The sequence below is a fragment of the Billgrantia zhangzhouensis genome (assembly GCF_021404465.1).
Classification (GTDB): domain Bacteria; phylum Pseudomonadota; class Gammaproteobacteria; order Pseudomonadales; family Halomonadaceae; genus Halomonas; species Halomonas zhangzhouensis.
Window position 1 is genome coordinate 144,718 of the sequence record NZ_JABFTT010000010.1, and the last position, 26,998, is coordinate 171,715.

Sequence of the window (26,998 nt, forward strand, 5' to 3'; positions counted from 1 at the left end):
GCCAGGTCTGCATGGCAATGCCAGCCATCTTTTGCTGGACGAACGGTCCGCCCAACATTCAGAGGACAGCGCAATGGATTTCTCCCTAACCGACGATCAGAAGGCGCTCGTGCAGGCCGCCGCGGATTTCTCGCGGGCGGAACTAGCCGACCACGCCGCCGAATGGGACGCCACTTCCCACTTCCCGGTCGATGTCATCCGCCGGGCGGGCGAAGCAGGCTTCCTTGGCATTTACATCCCCGAAGAGCGCGGCGGCCTGGGGCTGTCGCGGCTCGATGCCTCGCTGATCTTCGAGCAGCTCTCCCAAGGCTGCATCTCGACGACCGCCTATCTTACCATCCACAACATGGTGGCCTGGATGGTGGCCAGTTGGGGCAATGAGGCGCTGCGTGAAAGCTGGGTCGAGCGTCTGATCAGCGGCGCATGCCTGGGCTGCTACTGCCTGACCGAGCCGGGCTCCGGTTCGGATGCCGCCAGCCTGCGTACCAAGGCCGTGCGTGAGGGAGACGAGTATGTCATCAGCGGCTCCAAGATGTTCATCTCTGGTGCCGGGGCCAATGACGTGCTGGTGGTCATGGCGCGTACCGGTGCCCCCGACAGCGGTGCCGGGGGAGTGTCGGCGATCCTGGTGCCGGCGGATGCCGCAGGCATCGAGTACGGCAAGAACGAAGAGAAGATGGGCTGGAAGAGCCAGCCCACACGGCTGATCAGCTTCGACGGCGTGCGCGTGCCGGTGGGCAACCGGCTGGGCGAAGAGGGTGAAGGCTTCAAGCTGGCGATGAAGGGGCTTGACGGCGGCCGGCTGAATATCGCCAGCTGTTCGCTGGGTGCCGCTCAGCACGCGCTGACCCTGTCGCGCAACTACCTGCAGGAGCGCAAGCAGTTCGGCCGTGAACTGGCGCAATTCCAGGCGCTGCAGTTCAAGCTGGCCGACATGGCGACCGAACTGGCGGCGGCCCGGCTGATGGTTCGTCACGCCGCCTGGCGGCTCGATCAGGGCGATCCGGAAGCCACGGCCTATTGCGCCATGGCCAAGCGTTTCGCCACCGACATGGGCTTCAGCGTGTGCAACGAGGCGCTGCAGTTGCATGGCGGTTATGGTTACTTGAGGGAGTTTCCCCTGGAGCGCATGGTACGCGACACCCGCGTGCACCAGATTCTCGAGGGCACCAATGAGATCATGCGTGTGATCGTGGCTCGCCGCCTGCTGGCGGACGGCGTGATCGAGGCGTTGCAATGAGCATTAGCGGCTATGAGCATAAAAGGAGAAAGCAGGCATGACGGAGCTAGCGGTCATCTTCGATGAGCTGCCGACCCGCGACGGCGGGCGGATCGGTGTCGCCACCCTCAACTCGCCCAAGTCGCTCAACGCCCTGTCGCTGGAGATGGCGCGACAGCTCGACGCCAAGCTCGAGGCCTGGGCGGTGGACCGCAGTATCGTTGCGGTATGGTTGGAGGGGGCCGGTGAAAAGGCGTTCTGCGCCGGTGGCGACGTGGTAGCGCTGTACCGTTCGATGACCGAGGAGGGCGACGACCCCGGTGCTGGGCGCGACAGCCTCTTTGCCGAGACCTACTTCACCACGGAATATCGCCTCGATTACCGCATTCACACTTATCCCAAGCCGATCCTGGGATGGGGTGACGGCATCGTCATGGGCGGCGGCCTGGGGCTCATGGCGGGAGCGTCGCGGCGTCTGGTGACCGAAACCACGCTGATTGCCATGCCCGAGATCACCATCGGCCTCTATCCGGACATCGGCGCCAGTTGGTTCCTCAATCGCATGCCGCCGGGTGTTGGTGCCTACCTGGGCATCACCGGGGGCCAGCTCAACGCCCGCGATGCGCTCGACCTGGGGCTGGCCGACCACTTCGTACCGCGCGAGCGGCGTGAGGCCCTGCTGGAAGCGCTGGGTGAGGCCGATTACGGCACGTGCAGCCCCCGCGATCTGCAGGCCGGGGTGCAGCGGGTCCTCGACGAACTCGAGGCGCGCAACCGGGCTCCCGTGCCGCAGGTCGCGCCGCTGCTCGATCATATTCAGGCATTGACGGCACAGGTCGATGCCGTCGCCGCGGTGGAGCGTATTCTCGAGGATCGCCGTGACGACGCCTGGCTTGCCGCCAACCGCAAGCGGCTCGAGGCCGGTAGCCCACTGAGTGCCCATCTGGTCTGGCGCATGCTCGAACGGCACCGCCACACCAGCCTGGCCGATGCCTTCCGCGACGAACTGAACCTCTCGGTGCAATGCTGTCGCCTGGGCGATATCGCCGAGGGCGTCAGAGCCCTGCTGATCGACAAGGACAAGAATCCCAGGTGGCAGCACGAAAGCGTTGCCCGCGTTCCCGAGGCGGACCTCCAGGCACTGCTGGCGCCGCTGTGGAGCGAGGAGGAGCACCCGCTGCGCGACCTCGGTCGCGACAAGCGGAGCCATTGAACGAACGATGCATTTCCTTTCATAACGACAATCAGGAGCAGCTCGCATGAAAATCGCCTTTATCGGCTTGGGCAACATGGGTGCCCCGATGGCCCTCAATCTGGTCAAGGCCGGCCATGAGGTCAGCGTTTTCGACCTGGTCGATTCGGCCATGCGGCGCCTCGAAGAGGCCGGAGCCCGGACCGGCGCCAGTGCCGAGGACGCGACCCGCGGGGCTGAGGTAGTCATCTCGATGCTGCCGGCCGGTCAGCACGTTCGCCGCCTCTACATCGGTCAGCCGGACTCGTCGGGACTGTTCGATGCACTCGAGGGCAAGCCGCTGATCATCGACGCCTCCACCATTTCGCCGCAGGATGCACGCATCGTGGGTGAGGCCGCCGCCGAGCGCGGACTGACCTACCTCGATGCCCCGGTCTCCGGCGGGGTCGGTGGCGCCCAGGCGGGTACCCTGACCTTCATCGTCGGTGGCAGCCAGGCCGGCTTCGAGCAGGCCAGACCGGTGCTGGAAGGCATGGGCAAGAATATCTTCCATGCTGGTGGGATCGGCGCCGGGCAGGTGGCCAAGATCTGCAACAACATGCTGCTCGGCATCCTCATGAGCGGTACCGCCGAGGCGTTGGCCCTGGGGGTCAAGAGCGGCCTCGACCCCGCCGTGCTCTCCGAGATCATGAAGCAGAGCAGCGGCGGCAACTGGGCGCTCAACGTCTATAACCCCTGGCCCGGGGTGATGGAGGGCTCCGCCGCCTCGCGCGACTATCAGGGCGGTTTCCTCACCGACCTGATGGCCAAGGATCTTGGGCTGGCGTGGGAGCTGGCGCTGGGTTGCAAGGCCACGGTGCCGATGGGCTCGCAGGCGCGCAACCTGTTTGCGCTGCACGCGGCCCAAGGCAACGGCGGTCTCGACTTTTCCAGTATTCAGAAGCTTTACCGCTCGGGCGAGGAGAGCTAAACCCCTTTTGGCAGCTTGGCGAGAAACGGGCACAATCTTGTACCCGTTTCTCGTTTCGAGGTCCCATGCCAACGTCTCCTTCCACGGCTGAAGGCGGCTCGCGACGCCCCATGCGGCGTGAACTGCTCGAAGGCCCCATTGCTCTGACTCTGCTGCGCAAGTGCCTGCCCGTCGTGGGCGGCATGATCGCCATGATGAGCTTCAATCTGGTCGATACCTGGTTCATCGCGCGGCTGGGGCCGCAGCCACTGGCGGCGGTGTCGTTCACCTTTCCCGTCGTGTTCGCGGTGATCAGCCTGGCCATCGGCTTGGGCATCGGCACCTCGGCAGTGGTGGCGCGGCTATTGGGGCAGGGCGATCACGACACGGTGCGGCGAAGGGCGACGGATGCGGCGTTGCTGGCGCTGGCGGTCGGGGTGCTGCTGAGCGTGCTGGGCCTGACCACCCTCGAGCCGCTGTTCCGCCTGCTCGGAGCCGACGCCGCCCTGCTGCCGCACATCCGCGACTACATGGGTATCTGGTATCTGGGCGCGGCGGCGGTGATCGTGCCGCGGGTGCTCAACAGCGTGCTGCGCGCCCAGGGCAACACCCTGATTCCCGGGCTGATGATGGCGCTGGCTGCGCTGCTCAATGGACTGCTCGACTGGCTGCTGATCTTCGGCGTGGGACCGCTACCGGCGCTTGGTGTACAGGGGGCGGCCCTGGCCACGGTGCTGAGCTGGAGCGCCATGACCGCGGCGCTGTTCTGGCAGCGCGAACTGCGCGAGTGTCTCGACCTGCGCCATCTCACGCCGAGCGGGTTGATGGCGTCGTGGCGTGAGTTGGGCCGTATTGCCGTGCCGGCGGCGATCACCAGCGTTTTCACGCCATTGGCCCTGGCGCTGGTCACACGCATCGTCGCCGGGCATGGCCATCACGCGGTAGCGGGCTATGGCGTGGGCACGCGTATCGAGGCCATCGCCCAGATCGGCGTGCTGGCGCTTTCGATGACCCTGCCGCCGCTGGTCAGTCAGAACGCCGGGGCAGGGCAGCACGAGCGTGTGCGGCGGGCCATCTTCGGCTGTTTCGCCTTCGTGCTGGTGTGGCAGTTCGGCGTCTGGCTACTGCTGCAGCTGCTCGCCCCCTGGCTGCTGGCCAGCTATGCCACAGGCGACGAGATGGCCGGGGTGCTGCGCAGCTTCCTGTGGTGGGTGCCGCTGGGGCTGGGAGCCCAGGGCGTGGTCATTCTGGCGGTATCGTCCTTCAATGCGCTGCACGAACCGGGCCGGGCCATGCGGCTTTCGGTGATCCGGTTGTTCCTGCTCACGGTGCCGCTGGCCTGGCTGGGGGGAGTGCTGGGTAGCACCCAGGGCATCTTCGTCGGCTTGTTCCTGGCCAATGTACTGGTGGGGCTGGTGGCGTGGCACGCGCTTCGCCGGCGGCTCGATGCCAAGCGGCAGGGGCAGACTTCTGCGGAAGGCAAGGCCTGATAAAAAAGCGGGCTGAGGGGTTGGCATCAAGATTCTCTTGGTCTACATTTGATGAAAATGTAGAAATTATTCAGGAGAGTCATCATGAGCCAGATCACCCCCGTCACTTGGGAAGACCCGTTCCGCCTGATCGATCAGCTCGACGAAGACGAGCGCATGGTCCTGCAGACCGCACACGACTACTGCCAGGACAAGCTGATGCCGCGGGTCCTCGAGGCCAACCGCCACGAGCGCTTCGATCGCGAGATCATGAACGAGATGGGGGAACTGGGCCTGCTCGGCGCCACCATCGATGGCTATGGTTGCGCAGGCATGAACTACGTCAGCTACGGCCTGATCGCCCGCGAGGTGGAGCGGGTCGACTCCGGCTACCGTAGCGCCATGAGCGTGCAGTCGAGCCTGGTGATGTATCCCATCCATGCCTTCGGCAGCGAAGCCCAGCGCGATAAGTACCTGCCCAAGCTGGCCAGCGGCGAGTGGGTGGGGGCTTTCGGCCTCACCGAGCCGGACCATGGTTCCGATCCGGGCAACATGTCCACCCGCGCCGTACGCACCGAGAACGGCTGGCGCCTCAACGGCACCAAGACCTGGATCACCAACTCGCCCATCGCCGACGTGTTCGTGGTCTGGGCGCGGGACGAGGAGGGCGTGGTCAACGGCTTCATTCTCGAGAAAGGGATGAAGGGGCTCTCGGCACCCAAGATCGAGGGCAAGTTCAGCCTGCGTGCCTCCGTCACTGGGCAGATCGCCATGCAGGACGTGGAAGTCTCCGACGAGCAGCGTCTGCCGGGTGTGACCGGGCTCAAGGGGCCGTTCTCATGCTTGAACCGCGCTCGCTACGGCATCGCCTGGGGCAGCATGGGCGCCGCCGAGGCGTGCTGGCACGCCGCCCGCCAGTACACCCTGGATCGCAAGCAGTTCGGTCGTCCGCTGGCTGCCAACCAACTGATCCAGAAGAAGCTCGCCGACATGCAGACCGAGATCGCCCTGGGCCTGCAGGCCGCGCTGCGAGTGGGGCGCATGATCGACGCGGGCCAACTGGTGCCGGAGGCGATCTCGCTGATCAAGCGCAACAACTGCGGCAAGGCGCTGGACATCGCCCGCGTGGCCCGCGACATGCATGGCGGTAACGGCATTGCCGACGAGTACCATGTGATTCGCCACGTGATGAACCTCGAGGCGGTCAATACCTACGAGGGCACCCATGACGTGCATGCGTTGATCCTGGGTAGGGCGCAGACCGGTATCCAGGCTTTCTCCGGTTGAAAGGTCATTCATACAATTGAGCCAACGAGGGGCGCCGGTAACAAGTCGAAGGGGAGGTCCTACGCCAGGGATGGCGTCGGTAGCGTACAGGGATGTATTCACAGCGCCTCCCCGAAGGCTTGTTGCCGGATCAGCCCCGAGTGAGCAAGGATCTCAAGATGAGTGGACCTCTTGAAGGCATCACGGTGCTCGACATGTCGCGGGTACTGGCCGGCCCCTGGGCCGGCCAACTGCTCGCCGACCTCGGGGCGCGGGTGATCAAGATCGAGCACCCCGAACGCGGTGATGACACCCGCGGCTGGGGGCCGCCCTGGTTGGCGGCCGATGACGATGTCGAGCGGGTGGCGGCCTACTACCTGTGCGCCAACCGCGGCAAGCAGTCGCTGGCCGTCGATATCGCCAGCGAACGGGGGCAGGCACTGGTTCGCCAGCTCGCCGTAGGCGCCGACATCGTGTTGGAGAACTTCAAGGTCGGCGGTCTGGTCAAGTACGGCCTTGATTACGCCAGCCTGAAGGCGCTCAATCCGCGGCTGATCGGCTGCTCCATCACCGGCTTCGGCCAGGACGGCCCCTATGCGCACCGCGCCGGCTACGACTTCATGATCCAGGCCATGGGCGGGCTGATGAGCATCGGCGGCGAGCCGAGCGGCATGCCGATGAAAACCGGCGTGGCGATTACCGATGTGATGACGGGGCTCTACGCTACCATCGGCGTGCTTGCGGCACTGCACGAGCGCAGCCGTACTGGCGAAGGGCGCCACGTGGACGTGGCGCTGCTCGACGTGCAGGTGGCGGCGCTCGCCAACCAGGCGCTCAATACGCTGGTCAGTGGGGTTTCGCCAGAGCGACACGGCAACGCTCACCCCAACATTGTGCCTTACCAGGCCTTCGCCTGCGGTGACGGCCACCTGGTGCTCACCGTCGGCAATGACGGGCAGTTCTCGCGCCTGGCGGAGCTGCTGGGCCATGCCGAGTGGGCCGACGATCCGGCCTATGCCACCAACGCCGCCCGGGTGGGCAATCGTGAGCAGCTGGTACCCCTGATCCAATCGATCCTTCTCACCCGTGGGCGCGACGAATGGCTGGCCGAACTGGAGGCGCGGGGTATCCCCGCCGGGCCGATCAACACCATCAGTGAGGTGTTCGACGACCCTCAAGTGAAACACCGCGGCATGCAGCGTTCGCTCAAGCGTGGTGAACTCGACGTGCCCCAGGTGGCCTGCCCGCTGCGCTTCGACAGCGAGCCCGCCATGAGCGAGGTGGCGCCGCCCCGGCTGGGTCAGGACAGCGATGCGATACTCGCCGAGATGGGCCTGACCGCCGAGGACATTGCCCGCCTGCGGCGCGAGGGCATCGTTCGCTAGGGCGTCGATTCAGCGCGGCGAGAAGCGTCGCGTCAGCCCTGTCTCGGCAATCATGCGGGTCGAGATCTCTTCCACCGAGAAGCGCGTGGTATCGATGTAGGGAATGTGCATCTGGCGGTAGAGCCCTTCGGCCTGTTCCACTTCCTGTACGCACTGGTCCAGCGAGCTGTAGCGGCTGTTGGGCCGCCGCTCGTGGCGAATCGCGGCCAGCCGGCGCGGGTCGATCGTCAACCCGAACAGCTTGTGGCGGTACTGGGCGAGGGCGCGGGGCAGCTTCAGGGTTCCGTCTTCGTCGAGATCGTCTTCGGTGAGCGGATAGTTGGCGGCGCGAATGCCGAACTGCAGGGCCAGGTAGAGCGAAGTGGGGGTCTTGCCGCAGCGCGACACGCCGACCAGTATCACGTCGGCCTGGTCGTACTGGTGGGTGCGGGCCCCGTCGTCGTTGTCCAGGGCGAAGTGGACCGAGTGGATGCGGTCCATGTAGACCTCATCCTGACCGATGGAGTGCGTGCGGCCCACGGTGTAGCTCGAGTGGGTGCCGAGTTCCTTTTCCAGCGGCTTGAGGAAGGTGGAGAAGATGTCCACCTTGAAGCCCGGTGCGCGGCGGATCACTTCGCGGATGGACTCGTCGACGATGGTATCGATGATGATCGGCTGCTCGCCATCGCGGACGGCGGTGTTTTCGATGATCTCGACCAGGGTGCGGGCCTTGTCGATGGTATCGATGTAGGGCTTGGTCAGCATGCGCAGGTCAACGTTCTCGAACTGCGCAAGCAGGCTACGGCCCAGGCTCTCGGCGGTGATGCCGGTGCCGTCGGAAATGAAGAAGGCGGTACGGGACATGGCGTCGGCAAGGTCCATTACGATTGAACCGCCTATTGTCGTGGCTGGTGCCTTTGGCGGCAAGGCGGAGCTGCCTTGCGGCCTGTCCCGACTACAGAAAACGCGCAAATCGTGCCGTTGTTGTAAAAAACCTTCAGTGACTTCGATGTTAGACCAATGGCGTATATGGCCGCTTGCGTTTAAGGTGGGCAGCATTGCGTTTTTCGCCTGAGGCGGCCCTGCCCGAGAAAGCGGCAAGCGCAAGCGGCGCAACGGTGGCAGGGCCTCGGCAACGAAAATCAAAGGGGGTTACGTGGAAGATTACATCCTGTGGTTCGATCAACTCGGCATGGACGATGTGGAGCGGGTGGGCGGCAAGAACGCCTCGCTCGGCGAGATGATCTCCAACCTTTCGGGAGCCGGCGTCACCGTCCCTGGCGGCTTTGCCACCACCGCCCATGCCTATCGCGAATTTCTCGCCCATGAAGGGCTCAACGAGCGGATCAACCAGGCCCTGGCACGACTCGATGTCGACGATGTCAGCGAACTTGCCCGGGTCGGCGCCCAGATTCGCCAGTGGGTGATCGATACTCCGCTGCCGCCCACCTTCGAGACGCACCTGCGCAGCGCTTACGACAAACTTGCCAGCCAGCATCCCAACCTCAAGGTGGCGGTGCGCAGTTCGGCTACCGCCGAGGACCTGCCGGACGCTTCATTCGCCGGGCAGCAGGAGACCTTCCTCAACATCGAGGGCTTCGACAACGTCAAGCGTGCCGTGCACGAGGTGTTCGCCTCGCTGTTCAATGACCGTGCCATCTCCTACCGCGTGCATCGCGGCTACGCCCACGAGAACGTGGCGCTGTCGGCGGGCATCCAGAAGATGGTGCGCTCCGAGACCGGTGCGTCCGGCGTGATGTTCACCCTCGACACCGAATCGGGCTATCGCGAGGCGGTGTTCGTCACCGCTTCCTGGGGCTTGGGCGAGACAGTGGTGCAGGGCTCGGTGAACCCCGATGAGTTCTACGTGCACAAGTCGACCCTGGCCGCGGGGCGGCCGGCCGTGCTGCGCCGCAACCTCGGCTCCAAGCTGATCAAGATGATCTACAGCGACGATGCCAGCGCCGGCAAGTCGGTCTCTACCGTCGACGTGCCGCTCAAGGATCGCGCGCGTTTCTGCATCAGCGACGATCAGGTGATGGCCCTGGCGCGCCAGGCGGTGACCATCGAAGAGCACTACGGCCGGCCGATGGACATCGAATGGGCGCTCGACGGTGATGACGGCGAGCTCTACATCGTCCAGGCGCGTCCGGAAACCGTGGTCTCGCAGCAGGAAGGGGGCAAGCTGGAGCGCTTCCACCTCAAGGAGAAGGGGCGCACCCTGGTGAGCGGCCGCGCCATCGGTCAGCGCATCGGTCGTGGCGCGGTGAAGATCGTGTTCACCCCCGAAGAGATGGACAAGGTCAACGCCGGTGACGTGCTGGTGACCGACATGACCGACCCCGACTGGGAGCCGATCATGAAGCGCGCCTCGGCGATCGTCACCAATCGCGGCGGCCGTACCTGCCACGCGGCGATCATCGCCCGCGAGCTGGGCATCCCGGCGGTGGTCGGCTGTGGCGACGCCACCGAGATCCTTGAGGATGGCCGCGACGTCACCGTCTCTTGCGCCGAGGGCGACACCGGCCATGTCTACGAAGGGCTGCTCGACTACGACCGTCGCGTCACCAGCGTCGACTCGATGCCCGAGATCCCGTTCAAGATCATGATGAACGTGGGCAACCCCGACCGCGCCTTCAGCTTCGCCACCCTGCCGCACGCCGGCGTTGGCCTGGCTCGCCTGGAGTTCATCATCAATCGCATGATCGGTGTGCACCCCAAGGCGCTGCTCGAGTATGACACACTGCCGCTGGACCTCCAGCAGACCATCAACCTGCGCACCGCCGGCTATGCCAGCCCCGTGGACTTCTACGTCGACAAACTGGTCGAGGGTATCTCGACCCTGGCGGCGGCGTTCCACCCCCAGCGGGTGATCGTGCGGCTCTCCGACTTCAAGTCGAACGAATACGAGAACCTGATAGGCGGTAAGCTCTACGAGCCGGGTGAAGAGAACCCCATGCTCGGCTTCCGAGGCGCCTCGCGCTACATTTCCGACGCCTTCCGCCCCTGCTTCGAGCTCGAGTGCCGTGCGCTCAAGAGGGTGCGTGACGAGATGGGCTTCGACAACGTCGAGATCATGGTGCCCTTCGTGCGGACCACCGACGAGGCGCGCGCGGTGGTCGAGCTGATGGCGGCCAACGGGCTCAAACGTGGCGACAACGGGCTCAAGGTGATCATGATGTGCGAGCTGCCGGCCAATGCGCTACTGGCCGAGGAGTTCCTCGAACACTTCGACGGCTTCTCGATCGGCTCCAACGACCTGACCCAACTGACGCTCGGCCTCGATCGCGATTCAGGGATCGTGGCGCACCTGTTCGACGAGCGCAATCCGGCGGTGAAGCGTCTGCTGGCCATGGCCATCCAGGCCTGCAAGGCCCAAGGCAAGTACGTCGGCATCTGCGGCCAGGGGCCCTCCGATCATCCCGACCTGGCCAAGTGGCTCATGGAGCAGGGCATCGATTCCGTGTCGTTGAACCCCGATGCGGTACTGGAAACCTGGTTCATGCTGGCGGGTGAGACCCTGGCATAGTTAATTCCGCTCAACGTTACAAACTTGCCCGATTGAGGCCTCTCAATCGGGCTTTTTTTCGCCTATGCTGTACACCTCTTACATGGAGTTACCGAGGGGCACTCAAATGGACAATCGTATAGTTTCCAGGCGTAGGCGCTGGTTAGCTTTCGTTACCTCCGCCGCCGGCGTGTTGAGCATGCCGCTGATGGCGACTGCCGAGGTAAGCTTTCAGTACGAGGCCCCGGCCATCGAACCGGAAGCCGCTTCCGGCTACCAGGAGAAGCCCGGCTGGAGCACCGAGCGTTTCGCCGTGGCGGCTGCCAACCCGCTGGCCACCGATGCCGGCTATCAGGTGCTCAAGGCGGGCGGCTCGGCGGTGGATGCCGCCATCGCCGTACAGATGGTCCTTACCTTGGTGGAACCCCAGTCGAGCGGCATCGGCGGCGGGGCATTCCTGATGCATTACGACGGCAGCGAAGTGAAGGCCTACGACGGCCGTGAGACCGCTCCCCGCGCAGCCAGCGAATCGCTGTTCCTGAATGGTGGGGGCGAGCCCCTGGAGTTCATGGATGCGGCGGCCAGTGGCCTCTCCGTTGGCGTTCCAGGCACCGTGCGCATGCTCGAGATGGCTCACGAGAAGCATGGCAAGTTGCCTTGGGCAGAACTGTTCGCCCCGGCCATCGCCCTGGCGGAGGAGGGCTTCGAGGTCAGCCCGCGCTTGCATACGAGCCTTGCCGCCGAAGAGCGGCTGCGCGACGACCCGCTCGGCGATACCTTTTACTACACCGAGGAGGGTGAGCCCCTGCCCCAGGGACATCGCCTCGAGAATCCGGCATTGGCCGCCATCCTGAGAGACATCGCCGAGAATGGCAGCAAGGCGCTGCATACCGGATCGATTGCCGAGGACCTGGTGCAGCGCGTGCAGAACCATCCCGTGCGCCCGGGAGCGATCAGCCTGGAAGACATGGCGACCTATGTCGCCAAGGAGCGAGATCCGCTGTGCACCGACTGGCAGGCGTATCGGGTCTGCGGTTTCCCACCGCCCTCGTCGGGACACCTCACCATCATGCAGATCCTGGGAGTCATGGGGCACCTGCCGGAGCTCGACGAGCCGCTGGACGAAGACCGGCCAGGCGTCGAGTGGCTGCATCGTTTCCTCGAGGCATCGCGGTTGGCATTCGCCGATCGCGGCAAATTCATTGCCGACCCCGATTTCGTCAATCCTCCCGGGGGGGACTGGAACAACATGCTCGATGAAGAGTACCTGGCCGAGCGCGCCGAGTTGATCGGCGAGCAGAGCATGGGCCCCGATGGGGCCAAGGCGGGCAATCCCGGCGAGGTGGAAATGGCCTGGGCCGTGCAGCCCTTGCAGCCCGAGTACGGTACCAGCCATATCAGCATCGTCGATGAAGAGGGCAACGCAGTGGCCATGACCACGACCATCGAGGCGGCGTTCGGCTCACGTATCATGGCCGATGGTGGTACCGGTCTGGCGGGGGGGTACCTGCTCAACAACGAGCTGACCGATTTCTCGTTCCGACCGTTGGACAGCGATGGCTCGCCGATCGCCAACCGTGTCGAGGCCGGCAAGCGGCCGCGTTCCAGCATGAGCCCGACGCTGGTGTTCGATCGCGACAGCGGTGAACTCGTTGCCAGCCTCGGTTCGCCGGGCGGTGCGGCGATCATTCACTATACCGCCAAGGCGCTTGTTGCCATGCTCGACTGGGAGCTGGATGCGCAAGAGGCGCTCAATCTGCCTCATGCCATCACTCTGGGCGGGCCGGCTTATCTGGAGGAAGGACGCTTCCCCGCCGAGGTGATCGAGGCGCTCAACGAGCTGGGCCACGAGGCCAGCGAGCGCGAGCTGACAAGCGGCTTGCAGGCGATCCAGCGCACCGACGAGGGTTTCTTCGGCGGCGCCGACCCGCGTCGTGAAGGTGTGGTGATGGGCGAGTAGAAGCTCATGAGCGAGTAGAGTTCCGGCGAATGGCGCCCGCGGGCGCCATTCGTCAGCGTCGCAGCCAATTACGCAATTTCACCAGCAGGATCGCACCGTCGCTGAGTTCGCTACGCTCCTCGATGAGTTCGGCGAGACGATCCGGATGGTCGGTAATGATGGCGTCCACTCCCAGGTCGATCACCTGCGACATGCGGGCGCGGTCGTTCACCGTCCAGGCGTGCACTTCGTAGCCCAGCTCCCGAGCCAGCCGGATCTCGTTCTCGGTGATGCGGTTGTGGCGCAGTCCCAGCGCATCGAAACTGCGTCGATCCAAGGTGCCCGGCATGACCAGTTGGGCCAGCAGGGTCACGCGCAGGTCAGGCTCCCGCTCCTTGATCAATTCCAGCACGCTGGCCGACATGACGGCGAGGCGAGTCTCTCCGGCCACATCCGGGTTGCCGCAGCGCGATGCCTCGGCCGGGGCGACACGCGTCAGACAAGTGCGCCGCGCTTCGGCCTCCCGCTGTAGCGCGGCCAGCACGGCTTCCACCAGCGCGGCTTCGGCTCCGGGATCCGGCTTCATATCGATCATCAGGGCACTGCTGTCGCGTACCGCGGCGAAGGCCTCGTCGAGGGTGGGGATGCGCTCGCCGACGAAGGCATCGCCGAACCAACTGCCGACATCGAATGTGCGCAGCTCTTCCAGCGTCATTTCCTGCAGATTGCGTGGGTCGCCCGTCAGGCGTTGCAGGCTGCGGTCATGATAGAGCACCACCTCGCCATCGGCCGTCAGACGGACATCGATCTCGACGTAGTGGGCGCGGTCCTCGATCGCTTGCTCGATCGCCGCCAGGGTATTTTCGGGCGCGGCCACGGAACTGCCGCGATGCGCGATGACCGTCACGTCGTCACGCAGCTCGAAGCTATTGACGATCCACCAGGCCTGAACCACGGCAAAGAGCAGGACGGCTAGCTCTATTCCCCAAGCCAGGCGTCCCGGGTGGGCGTCGGGTGGTGGTGGGGTGGGACGAGGTTCACGGTGCGCCAGGCGCAGGTAGAGACAGGCCGAGAGCAGTGAGTTTGCCGCGATGCCGATGAAGGTAATGGCCAGCGTGACGAGGACATAGCCGGTCATGTAGGCCAGCATGGCGGGAATCAGTACCGCATTGCGTTCCGGCAGCCACCATAGCATGGGTGTGAAGACACGGTCGAAGAGGGTGCTGGCGGCGAAAGGCAAGGCAACGATGACCAGCAGCACGGAGATCACCACCAGGGCGACCTTGCCGCGCTGCCCGCGGGTCAGCTCCCGGCTGCGCTTGAGAGCTGCAGGGGCGGAAAGATTTTCCAGCGTGGCCACTGGCAACGCCAGGATCCAGCGTACATAGAGCCAAGCGGCGATCAGCGCCCAGGCGAAGGCAACCGGTGCCGCCGCCGCCAGGAAATACCACAGCGCCGGCGGACGCATGCGCATGACGTAGTAGGGATCGAGTCCGCCGATGATCAGCTCGTAGAGCCAGCCCAACAACAGGGCCGCAGGTAGCAACAGCAGAAGATGCGCCCCTACCTGCAGTACCACCAGCCCAGCCAGGGCGGGCAGGCGGCGCAGGGTTTGCCAGAGGGCGATGAAGGCTAGCCGGTAATGGTTGTCGCGGCGCTTGATTGCCACCAGGATCATGCCGGCCTGCTGAAGGTAGAGCAGCAGGAACGTCAGGCCGATCGCAGCCAAGAGCCACAGGATTCCTCCCGGGCTGAGCAGCAGGTTGAGCAGTTCGGCATTGGTGATGACAGGACGGTCGAAGCGCCTGAGCAGGCTGGTCAGCGTCCAGGCTATGGCCGGTAGCAGCAGGCTGGAGGCGAGCAGCGTGAAGAACAGATGGTACGCCACCAGCGGACGCAGATGCTCGCGCAAGCTGCGTAGCACATCCACGCCTAATGACGTCATCGATCTGCAGGCTCTCGGTGAAGGCTCATGCCATTAGCGTGGCATCGCCGCCGCATGAAGAGCAAGTGCCGCCGTGCGTGCCGATCAGCTGTCGAGCGGCAGGCGCGTCTCGGCCACCACGATGCCGTTGTTGTCGGCGTAGAGCCACTGGCCGGGCCGCAGGGTCACGCCGGCAAAAGTGACGGCCACGTCGCGGCTGCCCTCGCCACGCTTCTCGCTCTTGCGCGGGTGAGCCCCCAGCGCCTGCACGCCCAGATCGGTTTCGGCCAGGACATCCACATCGCGCACGCAGCCGTACATGACGACGCCGGACCAGCCGTTGTCCACGGCCTGTTCGGCCAACATGTCGCCGAGCATGGCGCAGCGTTGGGAACCGCCGGCATCGACCACCAGCACGGCACCTTCGCCAGGCTCGCTGACCGCTTGCTTGACCAGGGAGTTGTCCTCGAAGCACTTGACCGTGCGAATCGGCCCGCAGAAGGCGTCCCGACCGCCGAAATTGATGAAGATCGGATCGAGAACCTGAACTTCCGGATGGGCATCGCAGATATCGGGAGTGATGATGGCACTCATGGGGGTTCCTTGCCGACGAGAGTGGAAAGTCCAGACATGATGCCACACTCGGTCGTGGGTGGCTGTCCTCGGTTAGTCTGAGATCTCCGGCACCAGGAATGGTCCGGTGCCGGAGGGGCAGGTGAATGGCACGAAGTGGGACTGACTAGAAGCGCAGCCCTACCGAGGCCGTGAAGGTATCGATGGTGTAGTCGCTATTGAAATCGTAGCGCTCGTATTCGGCTCGGATCAGCACCGGATTGAAGTTGAACTGGGCGCCGAGGCCATAGACCGGATCGAAGCCGTCATTGTCCTGAAGGTCGAGTTCGGCATCGCCCAGATTGCCTTTCACCTCTGTCTCCCAACTGGCTGCGCCGACCTTGGCGAATGGGGTGAACCAGGGCGTGACGGGGAGCTGACCGACAAGGCTGGCGCCGTAGGCGGTCGAATCTAGATCGGTGCTGGCTCCGTCGGTACCGCGCAACCGCACGCGCCCCAGGTCGGCGTAGAAGGCTTCCACTGCCAGATAGCGGTTGAACTGGTAGCCGGCAAAGCCCTTCCAGACGTTGTCGTCGTCGTCAACGCTGAAATTGCGACCCCCGCTTTCGATGAAATTGTCCACCTCCTCGCGGTCGTTTTCCAGCGAACTGAAGCCGGTACCGAGACCCAGATAGGCGTAGCGTTCATATGGATCGTTGGTCTGGGCCTGTGCTCCAGTGACGAAAAGCAGCGTGGTGGAGGCGAGCGTTGCGGTGAGGAGCGTTCTCTTCGACATGTTCTGACTCCTTGAATGTCCCTTGGCCTCTCGAATCCCTCTTATTCTCATGCCCAGACGGCTCCATGCCGCCAGCGCACGAAGGCTTCTTAAAGTTAGACTCGCCGGGAACGGCTCTCAAGGTGGGGCTGGTAAAGAAACGTAGCGAGGCGTCGCTTCGTAGCGACATTAAGGTGAGGTAATACAAAAGCTTATAAAAAAAGCGCCCTCGTGGGAGGGCGCTTCGTTCATCGGCTCCGGTGCCTTCTGCAAGGCACCATCGATGTTGCGAGCATCGGAGTCGAACCTGATGCTATCAGAACCGGGAGTATCAGGCTTCCTGAGCGATCGGAATCACGTTGGAAGCGGCGTTCTGATACTCCTCGATCTCATGGAAGTTCATGTAACGATAGATCTCCCCGGCCATGGCGTCGAATTCACCCATGTAACGCTGGTACTCCTCGACGCTCGGCAGGCGACCTTCCACCGCGGCCACCGCGGCCAGCTCCGCCGAGGCCAGGTAGACGTTGGCGCCGTCGCCCAGGCGGTTGGGGAAGTTGCGGGTGGAGGTGGAGACCACGGTGCTCTTGGCGGCGACGCGGGCCTGGTTGCCCATGCACAGCGAGCAGCCCGGCATCTCCATGCGCGCTCCGGCGCGACCGTAGATTCCGTAGTAGCCCTCTTCGGTCAGCTGGTGCTGGTCCATCTTGGTCGGCGGGGCCAGCCACAGACGAGTCTTCAGGCTACCGGCGGGCTGCTTCTCGAGCAGCTTGCCCGCAGCGCGGAAGTGACCGATGTTGGTCATGCACGAACCGATGAAGACCTCGTCGATCTTTTCGCCGGCCACTTGGGAGAGCAGGCGGGCGTCGTCCGGGTCGTTCGGGGCGCACAGCACCGGCTCCTTGAGTTCGGCCAGGTCGATCTCGATCACCGCGGCGTATTCGGCGTCCTTGTCGGCGCGCATCAGGCTCGGGTTGGCCAGCCACTCCTCCATCGCCAGGATACGGCGCTCGATGGTGCGCTTGTCGCCGTAGCCGTTGGCGATCATCCACTTGAGCAGGGTGATGTTGGACTTCAGGTATTCGGTGACGCTTCCCTCGCCCAGGGTAATGGTGCAGCCGGCGGCGGAGCGCTCGGCGGAGGCGTCGGAGAGTTCGAAGGCCTGCTCGACGGTGAGATCCTCAAGGCCCTCGATTTCCAGCACGCGGCCGGAGAAGACGTTCTTCTTGCCCGACTTCTCGACGGTCAGCAGACCTTCTTGGATGGCGTAGTAGGGGATGGCGTGGACCAGGTCGCGCAGGGTGACGCCGGGCTGACGCTTGCCCTTGAAGCGCACCAGCACCGATTCCGGCATGTCCAGCGGCATCACGCCGGTGGCGGCGGCAAAAGCGACGAGGCCTGAGCCGGCCGGGAATGAGATACCCAGCGGGAAGCGGGTGTGCGAGTCGCCGCCGGTGCCCACGGTGTCGGGCAGCAGCATGCGGTTCAGCCAGCTATGGATGATACCGTCGCCGGGGCGCAGCGAGACGCCGCCACGGTTCATGATGAAGTCGGGCAGGGTGTGATGGGTCTCCACGTCGACCGGCTTCGGATAGGCCGCGGTGTGGCAGAACGACTGCATCACCAGATCGGCCTGGAAGCCCAGGCAGGCCAGGTCCTTGAGCTCGTCACGGGTCATCGGGCCGGTGGTGTCCTGGGAGCCCACGGTGGTCATCTTCGGCTCGCAGTACATGCCCGGGCGTACGCCCTCCATGCCGCAGGCCTTGCCGACCATCTTCTGGGCCAGGGTGAAGCCCTTGCCGGTGTCCTTGGGCTGCTCGGGCAGGCGGAACACGTCGGACTGGGGCAGGCCCAGCGCCTCGCGTGCCTTGCCGGTCAGGCCACGACCGATAATCAGCGGAATACGGCCGCCGGCACGCACTTCGTCGAGGATCACCTGGGTCTTGAGCTCGAAGGTCGAGACCACTTCATCGGTGCCGTGCTTGCACACCTTGCCTTCGTAGGGGTAGACGTCGATCACGTCGCCCATTTCGAGCTTGGAGACGTCCATCTCGACGGGCAGGGCGCCAGCGTCTTCCATGGTGTTGAAGAAGATCGGGGCGATCTTGCCGCCGAAGCAGAAACCGCCGGCGCGCTTGTTGGGCACGTTGGGGATGTCGTCGCCGAAGAACCACAGCACGGAGTTGGTGGCCGACTTGCGCGAGGAACCGGTGCCGACCACGTCGCCCACGTAGGCGACCGGGAAGCCCTTGACCTTCACCTCTTCGATCTGCTTGAGCGGACCGGTGGTACCGGGCACTTCGGGCTCGATGCCTTCGCGCTCGTTCTTGAGCATGGCGTTGGCATGCAGCGGGATGTCGGGGCGCGACCAGGCGTCAGGCGCGGGGGATAGGTCGTCGGTGTTGGTCTCGCCCGGCACCTTGAATACAGTGAGGCTGATCTTCTCGGCCAGCGCCGGCTTGGACAGGAACCACTCGGCGTCGGCCCAGGACTGCATGACATCCTTGGCCACGGCGTTGCCGGCCTTGGCGCGCTCTTCCACATCATGGAAGGCATCGAACATCAACAGGGTGTGCTTGAGCTGCTCGCCGGCTTCCTTGGCCAGCTCGCTGTCGTCCAGCAGCTCGACCAGAGTGGCGATGTTGTAGCCGCCCTGCATGGTGCCCAGCAGTTTGACGGCATGTACCTTGTCGACCAACGGCGATTGCGCCTCGCCCTTGGCGATGGCGGTGAGGAAGCCGGCCTTGACGTAGGCGGCCTCGTCGACGCCCGGGGGAACGCGATTCGTCAGCAGATCGAGGATGAACTCTTCCTCGCCGGCAGGCGGGTTCTTCAGCAGTTCGACCAGCGCGGCGGCCTGTTCGGCATTCAGGGGCTTCGGCGGGACGCCCTCGGCGGCGCGTTCTTCGACATGTTGGCGATAGGCTTCAAGCACGTTGGGGCCCTCATCTGGTGTGTTGCCCAAAGCGGGTCGATAGGCGATGAACATCGGCGAAATGCCCGCTTTGGTTGGTGAAACAACCGTAGTCACTGGGTGGCGCGATTCTACGGGAAACTGTCGACAATGTTAAGTTGGGCCTCCTGGCGAGAGCCTAGACTTTGGTCGTCGCGATGTTCGCCGAACTACAGCGTGCCACCTGGAGCGGGTCGCGTTACCATGGGCCGGTGAAACGATAGGGGATGGGTAGATGTGCGCGCGTATCGCCTCGCCCTGCGTGGGGCTCTGCTCGACGACGCTTGGCGACCCCGTGTGCCGGGGTTGTCAGCGTACCGATGATGAGATTGGCGAATGGATGGCGCTGCCCGCCGAACAGCGCGATAGCCGCATGGCGGAGCTGGACGGCCTGCGTGAGCGAGTGGCCGGCCGCCTCCTGCGCGTCGACGACGAAGCCCGCCTGGAGGCGCAGCTGAAGCGCCACCGCATCCGCTTCCGTCCCGAGCAGCCGCCGCTGTCGCGTGCGGTGGAGTTGTTGCGGGTTGGCCGAGACCGCATACGTGACCTGCAGCGCTATGGGCTGGCACCGCTGGAAGGTGCCGTGGGCCTCACCGCCGCTGAACTTCACGAGCGCCTGAGTGCCCGATTGCTAGAGGAGGCGAGCAGGCGCCGACGCGAGCTGCAAGCGTGTACGGACTCCCACTGTTGATTGCCTGACCAGAATTCCGAGCTGAAACCATGTCCGATACCCTGGAAGCGACCCTGAGTGACGTCGAGCTGCCACCGAGCCTGCTCGCCTTTCTTGCCTGTCCCACGCCCGATATCTGGGTGGAGTGGGCACTGAAAAACCCCGAACTGCTGCTCATCGATCACGCTCAGTGCGAAAAGAAGGCGGCTTCCACCGCCATGAGTCTGCTTTACCGCTACGTGAACCAGCCGCTGCTGCTCACCAAGATGTCCCAGCTCGCCCGCGAGGAGCTGCTGCACTTCGAACAGGTGGTCAAGCTGATGGAGGCGCGGGGTATCGAGTATCGCCACTTGAGTGCATCGCGCTATGCCGAATCGCTACGCCGACACGTTCGCCCTCAAGAACCCGACAGGCTTGTCGATATCCTCATTATTGGGGCATTCATCGAAGCGAGAAGCTGCGAACGCTTCGCCAGGCTCATACCTCATCTCGACAACGAGCTGGCTAGATTCTATCGCTCGCTGGTCAAGTCCGAAGGGCGACACTACGAAGATTATCTCATGCTGGCACAGCATCTTTCGTCGGATCCCATTGACAAGCGGGTGGGTTTCTTAGCCGAATGCGAAGCACAACTAATAGTCACGCCGGACACGGCGTTTCGTTTCCATAGTGGCGTGCCGGCCTGACGCCACCACTTTGCCATGCAGGGTTCCGTCATGCAGGACGCTTCAGTAATGGTGCAACACAGTGATGACAGCGACCACCTGGCGCTATTCGGCCAGTTCTCGCTGGCGCTGGGTGATGACGTTCTGACCCAGTTCAGCTACGACAAGGTCAAGGCGCTGCTGGTCTATCTGCTGCTTCATCAGCAACCCGTCAACCGGGCCAGTCTGGCCGAACTACTGTGGCCCGACCAGGGGCTCTCCTCGGGGCGTACCAACCTGCGCCACGCGCTGCACTGCCTGCGCCAGTCGCTGGCCGAGCAGGCCGAGCAAGTGCTGGTCGTATCGCGCCAGACCATTGCCTTTCGTCGACCCGAGAGTTGGCGCTTCGACCTCCACGAGCTGCAGCTGCTGCTGGAAGGGGAGCAGGACGTCGCCACCCTCGAGCAGCTCCTGAAGCGCTATCGCGGCGACCTGGTGGAAGAGCTGCAGTTACCCGCCTGTACCGAATTCCAGCGCTGGCTGGTTCAGTTGCGCAACGAGTGGCGCCAGCGGGTCATCCGCTTCGCCGAGGGAGTGCTCGAGTGCAACGACGAAGTGCCCGATGCGCTGTTGCAGACGCTGGTCAGCCGCTTCTCCGGTTATGGTCCGTTCCATGAGCGCCTGGTGCGTCAGCTTGCCGAGCAGGGGCAACTGGCCGCCGCGCATGAGCAGTACAACACCTACCTGCAACTGCTGGCTCTCTCCGGCCAGCAGCCTGAGCCCAACTTCCTGCAACTGGCGCGCTACTGGTCGGATGGCAGCCCCGATCTGCAAAGCCTCTCGCCGCAAGGCGCCTTCTCGCGCACGTTGGCGGCCGGCAGCTCGCCGCTGCGCGAGGACGAGATCGAACAGCGACAGCTGTCGGTGATGGCGATCCGCCTGCGAGTCAAGGGGGAGTTCTCGGCTCGCGACGAGACCCGCGCCTGCCTGGCGCTGCAGATCGAACTGATGCGTTGGCTGGAGCAGCAGTGCCACCACCTGGGGGGGTTCTGGCTTCCCGGCGCCACCGGCGGGCTGGGGCTGGCCTGCTTCGGTACCCACGGTCCTGCGCATCAGTTGGCGGAACTGGTGGCACTCTACGAACACTGCCGGCGCGTGCTGCCCGATGAGGTGGCGCGCCACTGGAGCGGAGAGGACGAGCCGCCGCGCATCGAGCTGGCGGCCGGGCTCAACAGTGGCCGGGTGGTCTACCTGCCCGAGCGACAGTTGGTCGATCCGCTGGGTCAGGTGACCCAGGGTTCACTGGACCTGATGAGTGCCGCCGAAGGCAGCGAGTTGGTCATTTCTCAAGAGGCGAGCCAGCATATGCCGCCAGCGTTGGACCTGCAGCCGCGTCTCTCCTCGCGGCTGGTGGCGAGCGATGGCCGCGTGAGGCTGCGTGCACTGGTGCTGGGTCACAACGAGGGCGGGCGCGATGCCATGCCGCCGAGCCTGGTCGGACGCGAGGCATCGCTACGCGTGCTGCGCGATGCCTTGGCGCGTGCCGGTATCGGCCTGCGCCAGAGTGTGCTGGTGCGGGGAGCGTCCGGTATGGGCAAGTCGGCGCTGATGGTTGGCTTCCGTCAGCTCGAGCTGAGTCGCGACGCGGCTATCTGCTGGCAGCCCACGACCCGCCTGTCGGTGCTGGAGCCCTACGGTGTCGCGCGCACGCTGCTGCGCTGGCGGCTGGGCGGAAAACTCGACCAGCACAGTCTCGAGGAACTGATCGCCCAGAGTGATCTCTCGCTGAGCCCCGAGCAGTTGGGCTTGCTGGAAGAGGCGCTGGGAGTCAAGGAGGCGACCGAGGTGGTGCAACTGGCCAAGAGCGGCGAGGCGGTCGACCTCGTCGTCGCCATGTTGTGCCGGGTCATCGAGCGCCAGGCCATCGAGCGCCCCCAGGTGCTGATGATAGATGACCTGCAGTGGCTCGATGAGCCTTCGTTCCGCGTGCTGGCCGGGCTACAGGCGCGCCTGCCGATCAACTGTGCCTTCATGCTGGTGGCCAGCCACCACGGTCGCGAGGCGCTGCCCACGCGCCTGCACTGGGATCAGCAGGTCACCTTGAGTCACCTCGATGCCATGCAGTCGTCGCGGCTGCTGTCGCAACTGGCCAGGCGCTACCGGCTGCACCTGAGCCCGCGTCTGCGTGGCCAGATCATCGAGCGCTGCGATGGCGTACCACTTTACATGCAGGAGATCTGCCGGCGTCTGGAGATGGACCGGCGCGAGGGGCGCAGCGTGCACCTCGACGAGCTTCCCCGAGGCTTGCTCGGCCTGCTGGCCGGGCGCATCGATCAGCTCGACGGCGATCGTGAGGTGGCGCATGTCGCCGCGGTACTGGGCCGCCGCTTCCGCCTCGATTTCCTGGCGGAGTGCAGCGGCTGGGACATGAACCAGCTCAACCGTGCCCTGGAGCAGATGCGCCGGCTCGAGATCATCGAGCCCGCCGGGGGCGAGGGCGGCTGTCGAGAATACCAGTTCAGCCATCAGTTACTGCAGGAGGCGGCCTATCTCTCCTGTCCGCGCGATGTCCGGGTGCGCATTCATCGCCAGGTGGTCAGCCTCATCGAGGAGCGTTTCCCGATGTGGATCGGCCGGCACCCCGGTGATTTCGCCACCCACCTGCGGCGCAGCGGACACTACGCTCGCGGAGCCCGCTACTTCGAGTTGGCGGCGCGCGAGGCGCTCAAGGTCAGTGCCAACCGTACCGCGCTGAAGATGGCCGATTTCGGCCTCGCCAGCCTGCGTCACGTGGAGGACCAGGAAGAGCGCGAGATCAGCCTGCTGACGGTACGCGGCCAGGCCGCCTTCGCCCTTGAGGGCCATGGCTCGCCGACCGCCCACGAGAGTTTCGTCCGGGCCCGTGAACTACTGGTTCAACATGGCGGTTGTCAGGCCGAGGATGCCGAGGACCTTGAGCAGGCCTTCCTGGTCAAGTGGGGCCTGTGGGTCGGCTGCAGTCAGCGGCATGCGCATGCGGACGCCTTTTCGTTGGCCGCCAACCTGGCCAGCATTGCCGCCCGGCTCGAGGATCCGCGCTATCGGCGCCTGGCCGACTATGCTCGCGCCAACTGCGAATACTGGGCCGGGCGCATCGGCCAGGCCTACGAGCATCTCGACGAGATCGCTCCGCTCAAGCAGCCGATGATGATCGAATGGCTGCCGTTCTCCGAGCACCCTCAGGTAGCTGCCGCTTGCTTCCAGGGCTGGGCCATCTGCCTGCGCGGCGACTACCGGCGTGCCGAGCAGCAGGTCGAGGCGGCGATTCGTCTGGCCGAACGGATCGGTCATCCGGGGTCGCGGGCGATGGCGCTGCTGTTTGCCGCTTCCCTCTACCGGCAGCTCGGCCATGTGCACCTGGCCGCGCGCCGCGCCGAGCAGGCCGTGGCTTTGACCGAGACGCCCGACCTCCATCTGTGGCAGGTATCGGCCCAGGGGATTCTCGGCTGGCGCCGAGCGCTGTCGGGCGACCGCGATGGACTGACCATGATGGAGTTGGCCCAGGAGGAGCTCGGCGAGATTACCGGGCGCGACCGTTACCATCGCCCCACGCTGTGGTACAGCGATGCCTGCATGGCGCTGGATGAGCTCGCCAGGGCCGAAGATTACTTGGATCAGTGCCTGTTGATCGCTCGTGAGCGCAGTACGCTGTTCGTACCCGAGCTGGGTGTCCAGCTCGCCTGTATTCGCCATCGCCTCGGGCGCCCTGCGGATGAGGTGCGTCTGCTGGTGGAGCAGGCCCTGGAGTGCTCGCGCCTGCATGAGAACCGGCATCAGGAGCTATGTGCGCTGGAGGCCTGGCTGACGCTGGTCGACAAGCATGACGAAGAGATACGCGAACAGTTCCGTGCGCTGCTCGACAGCGTGAGTCACAGTGATGCGCCGATCCTGATCCGTTGGCGCACGCTACTTGATCGGCAGTTGCCTCAGTCGCGCAGCGTGGCAGGGCGCGTGGCGGTCGGTAACGGCTAACCGCTTTGGCCTGACGTGCCGCATTCGAGGAGAGCGATTCGCTGCAGGGCCTCGGTGCGGCTCTGGCCGCACAGCTCGGTGTCGAAGGAGAAGCCCCCGCACACCTCGGGGCGGCGCGGGTCGCCGAACAGGCGGCACAGGTTGTGGGCATCGAGTTGAACGCAGCGGATTCCCGCCGGCTTGCCATGCGGCATGCCGGGTATCGGCGAACTGATCGACGGGGCGATGCAGCAGGCGCCGCAGCCGGGGCGACACGCCTCGGCCGCACCGGCGGCAGCTCGCTGGCTCATGGCTTGGCCTCGGCGATGGCCCCCTTGTCGATTCCCTCGAAGGCCTGCACGCGTGTCGTCTTGCCGGTCTCTTCTGCTATTTGTTGAGCCAGCCAGGCGGCGATGTGCTCTATCGTGCTCGGTACGTTCATCACGATGCAGCGTTCCAGCGGTAACCGTATGTGGAAACGGCCCTGGCCGGCGCGGTAGCGGCTGGTCAGGCTGGGGCGAATTTCGGGTTCGACCTGGCGGACGATATCGCTCTTGTCGACCAAGTAGCGATCATTGAGGAAACCGGCCCATTGGGCCTCGAGCTCAGGGCAACGCTGGCCACGCTGCCAGACGTGCAGGCGCGAGCGGTGGCCGTGGGCAATGCGCTGGCAGTTGCCGGCGTGGTGCTTGAGGCCGTGACTATAGGTATAGGCAGCGCCGTCGATGGTCTCGGTCCGCAGGCGCAGGCGAATGTCGCTGATCCGAGGGGGAGGACGTTTCATCAACTCGCGGGCGAGGCGTTCGGCGAGCCGGTCGGGAGTGACCTCGGTCCAGGGCAGCAGGGTGAACGCCTGGCGTGGCGCACGCACCTCCATGGCATAAGGGGCGGTGGTGCGTACGCAGAGCCCCTCGCTGCACTCACTGGTGGTGACGCCCGGCGCGCGGATTGGCACGAGCAACGTATGATCGGCGCCTGCATCCAGGCGCGACTTGATCCATGGCTTGACTTCACCGAAGTCGAACAGCATGCCATCCTCGCCGAGCTCGCCGTCGAGTTCGGCGTCGATGAACCAACTGACACCGGTCAGTCCGCGCTGCGGACACCACAGCGAAGCGTCGAGCTGGGTCAAGCGATTGACGAAGAGAGTCATCAGTCGATTCCCGTGATCTTGTGGGTCTGTAGCGACAACCGCCACTGCGGATGGGCCAGGCAGTAGGCGAGAGTGGCGTCGAGGTGGCTGGCGTCGTCGCCCAAGGCCGTGGTATCCATGGGCTGCAGAAAGAAGTGCTGGAACGCGAGTTCGCTGAAGCGCTCGGGCAAGGCCTCCAACTGGGGATAGACCAGCTTGAGTTCGTCTCCTTCCGTAATGACCAGTGGAGTGGCGGCCTTGGGGCTGACACACAGCCAGTCGATGCCCGCCGGAGCGGGCAGGGTGCCGTTGGTTTCCACCGCGACTTCGAAGCCGCACGCATGCATGGCCTCGATCAGGGATTCGTCGAGTTGTAGCAACGGCTCTCCACCGGTGAACACCACGTAGGGCGTTGCCACGCCGCCCTCCGCTGGCCACAGCCTCGCCAGGTGGTCCGCCAGCGCCTCGGCGGTGGCGAAGCGACCGCCGTGCTGGCCATCGGTGCCGATGAAATCGGTATCGCAGAAGCGGCAGGCGGCTTGGGCCCGGTCCTGCTCGCGTCCCGACCATAGATTGCAGCCACTGAAACGACAGAAGACGCTGGCGCGCCCGGTCCATGCGCCTTCTCCCTGCAGCGAGTAGAAGGCCTCCTTGACGTGATACATCAGACGCCATCTCCTGCTGATCCGCCGTTGTTGGCTTCGGGCTGCAGAAGGGCGGCTTCGGGCCGCTGTGCGGCGGTTTCGGGCCGCTGAGAATAGTACCCGAGGGGATCGGCCACGCCATTGGCGGCGAAGGCCGCAAGGCGCTCGCGGCAACTGCCGCAGCGACCGCAGGCAAGAGGCTCGCCGCGATAGCAGGTCCAGGTATTGGCGTAATCGAGCCCCATGGCCAGGCCATCGGCAAGAATCTCCGCCTTGCTCGAGCGCAGGTAGGGCGCATGGATCGCGACCGGCTCGAAGTTGGCGATACCGGCCACCGCGTTCATGGCTTCGACGAACTCGGGACGACAGTCGGGATAGAGCATGTGGTCGCCGCCGTGGGCGCCGTAGTCGACCCGTCTGGCCCCGATGTTCACCGCCTTGGCGATGGCCAGCGACAGCAGCACCATGTTGCGGTTGGGCACTACGGTGGCGGTGAGGTTCTCCTCGCCATAGTTGCCCTCGGGCATGTCGCGGCTGGTATCGGTCAGCGCCGAGTTGTCGATCAAGCCATGGATGGCGCGGATGTCCACCACCTGGTGCGGCACGCCGAGTGCGGAGCACACACGGGCGGCGACTTCCAGCTCGCGGGCGTGACGCTGGCCGTAGTCGAAGGAGAGGGCGTGAACATCGCGGCCCTCGTTCAGGGCGCGATGGAGTACGGTGTAGGAATCCATGCCGCCGGAGTAGATCACCACGGTGGCGTTGGGGGAAACGTTGGGCATAGTGGGACTCTGAGTCGGAGAATTTG

Annotated in this window: 20 protein-coding genes; 11 read left to right on the top strand and 9 right to left on the bottom strand. The window is 64.8% G+C overall.

What is annotated here, in order from left to right:
* Positions 1–73: 73 nt before the first annotated feature.
* From HOP51_RS14200 to HOP51_RS14225, 6 genes are all read left to right on the top strand, one after another.
* Positions 74–1,240 (top strand): acyl-CoA dehydrogenase family protein, encoded by a 1,167-nt coding sequence (locus tag HOP51_RS14200; RefSeq protein WP_234274552.1) that lies wholly within the window; start codon positions 74–76, stop codon positions 1,238–1,240.
* Positions 1,241–1,277: 37 nt separating this feature from the next.
* On the top strand, positions 1,278–2,432 hold the full coding sequence (locus HOP51_RS14205; protein ID WP_234274553.1) for an enoyl-CoA hydratase/isomerase family protein: 1,155 nt from the start codon (positions 1,278–1,280) through the stop codon (positions 2,430–2,432).
* Positions 2,433–2,478: 46 nt separating this feature from the next.
* Positions 2,479–3,381: a 3-hydroxyisobutyrate dehydrogenase gene (mmsB, locus tag HOP51_RS14210; protein ID WP_234274554.1), complete on the top strand. Its 903-nt coding sequence runs from the start codon at positions 2,479–2,481 to the stop codon at positions 3,379–3,381.
* A 65-nt stretch (positions 3,382–3,446) separates the two neighbouring features.
* Positions 3,447–4,850 carry an MATE family efflux transporter gene (locus tag HOP51_RS14215; protein WP_234274555.1) on the top strand — a complete coding sequence of 468 codons (1,404 nt, stop codon included), beginning with the start codon at positions 3,447–3,449 and terminating at the stop codon, positions 4,848–4,850.
* 84 nt (positions 4,851–4,934) lie between these two features.
* Positions 4,935–6,116: an acyl-CoA dehydrogenase gene (locus tag HOP51_RS14220; protein WP_234274556.1), complete on the top strand. Its 1,182-nt coding sequence runs from the start codon at positions 4,935–4,937 to the stop codon at positions 6,114–6,116.
* 158 nt (positions 6,117–6,274) lie between these two features.
* Positions 6,275–7,480, top strand: coding sequence for a CaiB/BaiF CoA transferase family protein (locus HOP51_RS14225; RefSeq protein WP_234274557.1), 1,206 nt, complete (start codon positions 6,275–6,277; stop codon positions 7,478–7,480).
* Positions 7,481–7,489: 9 nt separating this feature from the next.
* Here the strand turns inward: HOP51_RS14225 and ppsR are convergent, their stop codons facing one another.
* Positions 7,490–8,323 (bottom strand): posphoenolpyruvate synthetase regulatory kinase/phosphorylase PpsR, encoded by an 834-nt coding sequence (ppsR, locus tag HOP51_RS14230; RefSeq protein ID WP_234274558.1) that lies wholly within the window; start codon positions 8,321–8,323, stop codon positions 7,490–7,492.
* 292 nt (positions 8,324–8,615) lie between these two features.
* Between ppsR and ppsA the strand changes: the two genes are divergently transcribed.
* Together ppsA and ggt are read left to right on the top strand one after the other, a co-directional pair.
* Positions 8,616–10,988, top strand: coding sequence for a phosphoenolpyruvate synthase (ppsA, locus tag HOP51_RS14235; protein WP_234274559.1), 2,373 nt, complete (start codon positions 8,616–8,618; stop codon positions 10,986–10,988).
* A 106-nt stretch (positions 10,989–11,094) separates the two neighbouring features.
* Positions 11,095–12,927 carry a gamma-glutamyltransferase gene (gene ggt, locus HOP51_RS14240; RefSeq protein WP_234274560.1) on the top strand — a complete coding sequence of 611 codons (1,833 nt, stop codon included), beginning with the start codon at positions 11,095–11,097 and terminating at the stop codon, positions 12,925–12,927.
* Positions 12,928–12,979: 52 nt separating this feature from the next.
* Here the strand turns inward: ggt and HOP51_RS14245 are convergent, their stop codons facing one another.
* From HOP51_RS14245 to acnB, 4 genes are all read right to left on the bottom strand, one after another.
* Complete coding sequence (locus HOP51_RS14245) at positions 12,980–14,851, bottom strand: glycerophosphodiester phosphodiesterase family protein (protein WP_234274561.1); 1,872 nt, start codon at positions 14,849–14,851, stop codon at positions 12,980–12,982.
* An 84-nt stretch (positions 14,852–14,935) separates the two neighbouring features.
* Entirely contained in the window at positions 14,936–15,424 is a 489-nt protein-coding gene (gene rraA, locus HOP51_RS14250; protein WP_234274562.1) for a ribonuclease E activity regulator RraA, read from the bottom strand.
* A gap of 145 nt (positions 15,425–15,569) precedes the next feature.
* A complete protein-coding gene (locus tag HOP51_RS14255) occupies positions 15,570–16,178 on the bottom strand; it encodes a porin family protein (RefSeq protein WP_234274563.1) in 609 nt (202 codons plus the stop codon).
* Between the two features lie 310 nt (positions 16,179–16,488).
* Entirely contained in the window at positions 16,489–19,092 is a 2,604-nt protein-coding gene (gene acnB, locus HOP51_RS14260) for a bifunctional aconitate hydratase 2/2-methylisocitrate dehydratase (RefSeq protein ID WP_234274564.1), read from the bottom strand.
* A 253-nt stretch (positions 19,093–19,345) separates the two neighbouring features.
* Here acnB and HOP51_RS14265 point away from each other — a divergent pair, with 253 nt between their 5' ends.
* From HOP51_RS14265 to HOP51_RS14275, 3 genes are read left to right on the top strand one after another with little or no spacing between them, the layout of a single operon-like run.
* Positions 19,346–19,801 carry a DUF1289 domain-containing protein gene (locus HOP51_RS14265; protein WP_234274565.1) on the top strand — a complete coding sequence of 152 codons (456 nt, stop codon included), beginning with the start codon at positions 19,346–19,348 and terminating at the stop codon, positions 19,799–19,801.
* Positions 19,802–19,830: 29 nt separating this feature from the next.
* A complete protein-coding gene (gene miaE, locus HOP51_RS14270; protein ID WP_234274566.1) occupies positions 19,831–20,466 on the top strand; it encodes a tRNA-(ms[2]io[6]A)-hydroxylase in 636 nt (211 codons plus the stop codon).
* 30 nt (positions 20,467–20,496) lie between these two features.
* Positions 20,497–24,435: an AAA family ATPase gene (locus HOP51_RS14275; protein WP_234274567.1), complete on the top strand. Its 3,939-nt coding sequence runs from the start codon at positions 20,497–20,499 to the stop codon at positions 24,433–24,435.
* Here the strand turns inward: HOP51_RS14275 and HOP51_RS14280 are convergent.
* The 4 genes from HOP51_RS14280 to queC are packed head-to-tail and all read right to left on the bottom strand — an operon-like array spanning position 24,432 to position 26,972.
* A complete protein-coding gene (locus HOP51_RS14280) occupies positions 24,432–24,725 on the bottom strand; it encodes a YkgJ family cysteine cluster protein (protein WP_234274568.1) in 294 nt (97 codons plus the stop codon). The genes HOP51_RS14275 and HOP51_RS14280 overlap by 4 nt on opposite strands.
* Positions 24,722–25,567, bottom strand: a complete 846-nt coding sequence (locus HOP51_RS14285; RefSeq protein WP_234274569.1) for a 6-carboxytetrahydropterin synthase — start codon at positions 25,565–25,567, stop codon at positions 24,722–24,724. The genes HOP51_RS14280 and HOP51_RS14285 overlap by 4 nt, the downstream gene beginning before the upstream one ends.
* Positions 25,567–26,211 (bottom strand): 7-carboxy-7-deazaguanine synthase, encoded by a 645-nt coding sequence (queE, locus tag HOP51_RS14290; RefSeq protein WP_234274570.1) that lies wholly within the window; start codon positions 26,209–26,211, stop codon positions 25,567–25,569. The genes HOP51_RS14285 and queE overlap by 1 nt, the downstream gene beginning before the upstream one ends.
* Entirely contained in the window at positions 26,211–26,972 is a 762-nt protein-coding gene (gene queC, locus HOP51_RS14295; protein ID WP_234274571.1) for a 7-cyano-7-deazaguanine synthase QueC, read from the bottom strand. The genes queE and queC overlap by 1 nt, the downstream gene beginning before the upstream one ends.
* Positions 26,973–26,998 lie beyond the last annotated feature (26 nt).

Bases quoted from the DNA above. Each gene is read 5' to 3' on its own strand.
- HOP51_RS14200 (WP_234274552.1), top strand. From the start codon at position 74: ATGGATTTCTCCCTAACCGACGATCAGAAGGCGCTCGTGCAGGCCGCC.
- HOP51_RS14205 (WP_234274553.1), top strand. From the start codon at position 1,278: ATGACGGAGCTAGCGGTCATCTTCGATGAGCTGCCGACCCGCGACGGC.
- mmsB (WP_234274554.1), top strand. From the start codon at position 2,479: ATGAAAATCGCCTTTATCGGCTTGGGCAACATGGGTGCCCCGATGGCC.
- HOP51_RS14215 (WP_234274555.1), top strand. From the start codon at position 3,447: ATGCCAACGTCTCCTTCCACGGCTGAAGGCGGCTCGCGACGCCCCATG.
- HOP51_RS14220 (WP_234274556.1), top strand. From the start codon at position 4,935: ATGAGCCAGATCACCCCCGTCACTTGGGAAGACCCGTTCCGCCTGATC.
- HOP51_RS14225 (WP_234274557.1), top strand. From the start codon at position 6,275: ATGAGTGGACCTCTTGAAGGCATCACGGTGCTCGACATGTCGCGGGTA.
- ppsR (WP_234274558.1), bottom strand. From the start codon at position 8,323: ATGTCCCGTACCGCCTTCTTCATTTCCGACGGCACCGGCATCACCGCC.
- ggt (WP_234274560.1), top strand. From the start codon at position 11,095: ATGGACAATCGTATAGTTTCCAGGCGTAGGCGCTGGTTAGCTTTCGTT.
- HOP51_RS14245 (WP_234274561.1), bottom strand. From the start codon at position 14,851: ATGACGTCATTAGGCGTGGATGTGCTACGCAGCTTGCGCGAGCATCTG.
- rraA (WP_234274562.1), bottom strand. From the start codon at position 15,424: ATGAGTGCCATCATCACTCCCGATATCTGCGATGCCCATCCGGAAGTT.
- HOP51_RS14255 (WP_234274563.1), bottom strand. From the start codon at position 16,178: ATGTCGAAGAGAACGCTCCTCACCGCAACGCTCGCCTCCACCACGCTG.
- HOP51_RS14265 (WP_234274565.1), top strand. From the start codon at position 19,346: ATGTGCGCGCGTATCGCCTCGCCCTGCGTGGGGCTCTGCTCGACGACG.
- miaE (WP_234274566.1), top strand. From the start codon at position 19,831: ATGTCCGATACCCTGGAAGCGACCCTGAGTGACGTCGAGCTGCCACCG.
- HOP51_RS14275 (WP_234274567.1), top strand. From the start codon at position 20,497: ATGCAGGACGCTTCAGTAATGGTGCAACACAGTGATGACAGCGACCAC.
- HOP51_RS14280 (WP_234274568.1), bottom strand. From the start codon at position 24,725: ATGAGCCAGCGAGCTGCCGCCGGTGCGGCCGAGGCGTGTCGCCCCGGC.
- HOP51_RS14285 (WP_234274569.1), bottom strand. From the start codon at position 25,567: ATGACTCTCTTCGTCAATCGCTTGACCCAGCTCGACGCTTCGCTGTGG.
- queE (WP_234274570.1), bottom strand. From the start codon at position 26,211: ATGTATCACGTCAAGGAGGCCTTCTACTCGCTGCAGGGAGAAGGCGCA.
- queC (WP_234274571.1), bottom strand. From the start codon at position 26,972: ATGCCCAACGTTTCCCCCAACGCCACCGTGGTGATCTACTCCGGCGGC.